Annotated in this window: 5 protein-coding genes; all 5 read right to left on the bottom strand. The window is 69.1% G+C overall.

Annotation, left to right across the window (positions count from 1 at the left end):
- On the bottom strand, window positions 1–1496 hold a 1496-nt coding region (pheT, locus tag ACIKT0_RS14365), incomplete at its 3' end, for a phenylalanine--tRNA ligase subunit beta (RefSeq protein ID WP_407106001.1).
- On the bottom strand, window positions 1493–2584 hold the full coding sequence (gene pheS, locus ACIKT0_RS14370; protein ID WP_407106002.1) for a phenylalanine--tRNA ligase subunit alpha: 1092 nt from the start codon (window positions 2582–2584) through the stop codon (window positions 1493–1495). The genes pheT and pheS, both read right to left, overlap by 4 nt.
- A gap of 186 nt (window positions 2585–2770) precedes the next feature.
- Window positions 2771–3133 (bottom strand): 50S ribosomal protein L20, encoded by a 363-nt coding sequence (gene rplT, locus ACIKT0_RS14375; protein ID WP_407106003.1) that lies wholly within the window; start codon window positions 3131–3133, stop codon window positions 2771–2773.
- 37 nt (window positions 3134–3170) lie between these two features.
- Window positions 3171–3368, bottom strand: coding sequence for a 50S ribosomal protein L35 (gene rpmI / locus ACIKT0_RS14380; RefSeq protein ID WP_131003061.1), 198 nt, complete (start codon window positions 3366–3368; stop codon window positions 3171–3173).
- Window positions 3369–3573: 205 nt separating this feature from the next.
- The coding region (locus ACIKT0_RS14385) for a hypothetical protein (RefSeq protein ID WP_407106005.1) at window positions 3574–4008 on the bottom strand (435 nt) is incomplete at its 5' end.

Consider the following 4008-nt stretch of genomic DNA (forward strand, 5'->3'; position numbering starts at 1 on the left):
CGCGCGCGGCGCTGGATCAGGCTGAGCCTTGCGCCCGAGACGCTGGCGCCCGCCGGCAGCGGCGTGGCGGCCACACGGTCGAGCCCGATGATCCGCACGACCTCTTCGACGAGGTCGGCCTTGCCCTCGATGTCGGGCCGCCAGCTCGGGACGGCGACCTTGAGCCGGTCCCCCTGGCCGGTGACCCAGAAGCCCAGCATGCCGAGCGTCGCCTTGATCTCGGCCGGAGCGAGATCCAGACCGGCGAGCCGCCGCACCTCGGAGACGGGGAAGTCGATGATCAGGTTCCGCTCCGGAACGGCGCCGGCCGAGACGATCTCAGAGGCTTCCCCGCCGCAGAACTCCAGCACAAGCTGGGTCGCGAGCTCGAGGCCGGGCAGCGCGAAGGCCGGATCGACGCCGCGCTCGAAGCGGTACCGGGCGTCCGAATTCACGTTCAGCGCACGGCCGGTGCGGGCGATGTTTAGCGGGTCCCAGAGCGCGCTCTCGATCAGGACGTCGGTCGTGTCCTGATCGCAGCCGGTGGCGGCTCCGCCGATGACGCCGGCGAGCGACTGCACGCCATTGTCGTCCGCGATGACGCACATCGTCTCGTCGACCGCGTAGGTCTTGCCGTCGAGCGCGAGGAAGCTTTCGCCGCGGCGGCCACGGCGCACCAGGAGGTCGCCCTTCACCTTGGCGGCGTCGAACACGTGCAGCGGCCGGTTGCGGTCGAAGGTCATGTAGTTGGTGACGTCGACCAGGGCGTTGATCGGCTTCTGGCCGATCGCCTTGAGGCGTCGGCGCAGCCACTCGGGCGACTGACCGTTCCGGACCCCGCGCACCAGCCGCAGCGCGAAGAACGGCGACAGCGGCTCCGCGTCGCCGAAATCGAAGCGCACCGCGGTCGGGCACGGGAAGGCGCCCGCGATCGGCTTGATGACGGGGTCGCGCAGTTCGCCGATCTCGGCGGCCGCGAGGTCACGCGCGACGCCGTGGACGCCGAGGCAGTCCGGCCGGTTCGGGGTGACGGCGATCTCGATCACCGGATCGTCCAGCCCGACCATGGGGGCGAAGGGGCGGCCGACCGGCGCGTTCTCGGGCAGCTCCATGATGCCGTCATGGTCGTCGCCGAGGCCGAGCTCGCGCGAGGAGCACAGCATGCCGCCCGAGGCGACGCCGCGGATCTCGGATGCGCCGAGCTTAACGCCGCTCACCGGGATCACCGTGCCGGGCGCGGCGAACACCACCTTGAGGCCCTGCCGCGCGTTCGGAGCGCCGCACACCACCTGCAACGGCGCGCCCTTGCCGACGTCCACCATGCAGACCTGGAGCTTGTCGGCGTTCGGGTGCCGCTTGGCCTCGAGGATGTGGCCGACGATGAACGCCGACAGATCGCCCGCCTTGTCCTCGACGTCCTCGACCTCGAGCCCGACGCGCGTCAGCGTGTCGGTGACCGTCTTCAGGTCGGCGTCGCCGCCGAGGTGCTCTTTCAGCCAAGAGAGGGAGAACTTCACGACGACAGCCCTCCGGCCAGAGTCGGGAAGTCGAGGGGGCGGAACCCGTAATGCGAAAGCCAGCGGGCGTCGGCGCCGAACAGGTCGCGCAGATCCGGCATGCCGTATTTCAGCATCGCGATGCGGTCGATGCCGATGCCCCAGGCGAAGCCCTGCCAGACGTCAGGGTCGAGACCGCAGTTCCTGAGCACGTTGGGGTGCACCATCCCGCAACCGAGAATCTCGAGCCAGTCGTCGCCCTCGCCGATGCGGATCTCGTTCGGCAGCTTGCGGCAGCGGACGTCGACCTCCATCGAGGGTTCGGTGAAGGGGAAGAAGGACGGGCGGAAGCGCAGCTCGACCGACGGCACCTCGAAGAAGGTCTTGAGGAATTCCTCCAGCACCCACTTCAGGTGGCCGAGATGGGCGCCGCGATCGATCACCAGCCCCTCGACCTGGTGGAACATCGGCGTGTGCGTCTGGTCCATGTCGAAGCGGTAGGTGCGGCCGGGGCAGATCACCCGGATCGGCGGCTCCTGCGACTGCATCGTGCGGATCTGCACCGGGCTGGTGTGCGTCCGAAGCAGCAGGCGTTCGCCGTTCTCCTTCTCCGGCAGGAAGAAGGTGTCGTGCATCTCGCGCGCCGGATGCCCGACGGGGAAGTTCAGCTTGGTGAAGTTGAGGTCGTCGGTCTCGATGTCCGGACCTTCGGCGACGGAGAACCCCATCGCGGAGAAGATCGCCACGAGCTCGTCGGTGACCTGGCTGACCGGATGGATGCGGCCGGTCTCGAGCGGGCTCTCCCGCACCGGGAGCGAGACGTCGAGCGTTTCGGCCGCGAGCCGCGCCTCGAGCGCGGCGTCCGCGAGCGCCGTCTTCTTTTCCGCGATGGCGGCGGCGACGCGGTCGCGCAGCGCGTTCAGCGCCGGGCCGACGGTCTTGCGTTGCTCGGGGTCCATGCCGCCGAGCGTCTTCATCTTCTCGGAGACGGAGCCCTTCTTGCCGAGCGCCGCGACGCGCACGGCCTCGAGCGCGGCCTCGTCGGACGCCGCGCCGATAGATGCGAGGATTTCGGCTTCGAGGGAGTTCAGGCTGTCGATGTCGGACATGGGAGGACGCCGCTTCTTCTGGCCGCCGACGGAATATCCGGTCGACCGTGAAACGCAACGTCATCCCCCGGTTCATCCGGGGGATCCACTGAGGGCGTGAGCTCTGCGGGAGCCGTGGATGCCCCGGATGGACCGGGGCATGACGAGCTTTGGGAGAGGGCGTCCCGAAAGGACGCCGCCGTCAGGTCACGCGCTGGGGAGCGCGGCCTTCGCCTTCTCGGCGAGCGCGGCGAACGCGGCCGGCTCGGCGATCGCGAGCTCCGACATCGTCCGGCGGTCCATCTCGATGCCGGCGAGGGCGAGCCCGTTGATGAAGCGCGAATAGGTCAGGCCGTGCTCACGCACGGCGGCGTTGATGCGCTGGATCCAGAGCGCCCGGAAGGTCCGCTTCTTGTTCTTGCGGTCCCGGTAGGCGTACTGCATCGACCGATCGACGGCCGCCTTGGCGGCGCGGATCGTGTTCTTGCGACGGCCGTAGAAGCCCTTCGCGGCGGCGAGGGTCTTCTTGTGTTTTGCGTGGGACGTAACGCCCCGTTTCACGCGAGCCATGGTCTAATCTCTCAAGCGTCTGTGGCGGGAAGCAGCGTCAGCCGTAGGGCAGGAACGTCCTGACGATCCGCGCGTCCTGCGGCGTCAGGATGGTGGTGCCCCGCTGATTGCGGATCTGCTTGTTGGTGCGCTTGATCATGCCGTGGCGCTTGCCAGCCTGGGCAGAGATGACCTTGCCGGTCCCGGTGAAGCGGAAGCGTTTCTTCGCCGCCGACTTCGACTTGATCTTGGGCATTTCGCTCTCCGAAGTGAGGAGAGGCCTCGCTGAACGATCGCGCCGCCGCCGGCGAACCGGAGACGGAGAGATCAGGCGCAAAGCCTCGAGCATGGGGCGCGCCACGGCAGCCCATACTGGCCGGGCCCGCGCGGAAGCGGGGCTTATAGGCCGCAGCCCGCCGATTTGCAACGGTCGAAGGCGCGGAGCCGCCTCTCTCCGGCAGCTACCTGGGCGGCGTCAGGGCGAGGCCGATGCTGCGCCCGGGCGCATTGCTGATCTGCAGCGTCGCCGGACCGGCCGAAAGCTCGTAACGCAGCGTCTTGCGCGCCCCCTCGCAATCCGTGACGCCGGAGAACTCGGTCGGCTGAAGCGCCTGGCCGTCCTGCACCAGATCGGTCCAGGCGGTTTCGGTCAGGGTGATCTGGTAGACGCCGGGCCGCGCCTCAAAGCGCAGCGTGCCGCCCTGCGACCGGGGCGCGGACCTCCGCTGCGGCGGAAGAACGAAATCCGCCGACGCGTCCTCCTTCAGCTCGAGGCGAAACCCGACGGGGCCTGCGACGTCGGCGCTCGCCCCGCTCTTCACCCAGCGCGGCTGCGCCAGCAGTTCAAGGTCGGCCGCGATCGGCCAGGCGAAAGCGCCGCAGCCGCCGGTCTGGGC

It is taken from the genome of Hansschlegelia beijingensis (genome assembly GCF_045505405.1).
GTDB lineage: Bacteria > Pseudomonadota > Alphaproteobacteria > Rhizobiales > Methylopilaceae > Methylopila > Methylopila beijingensis_A.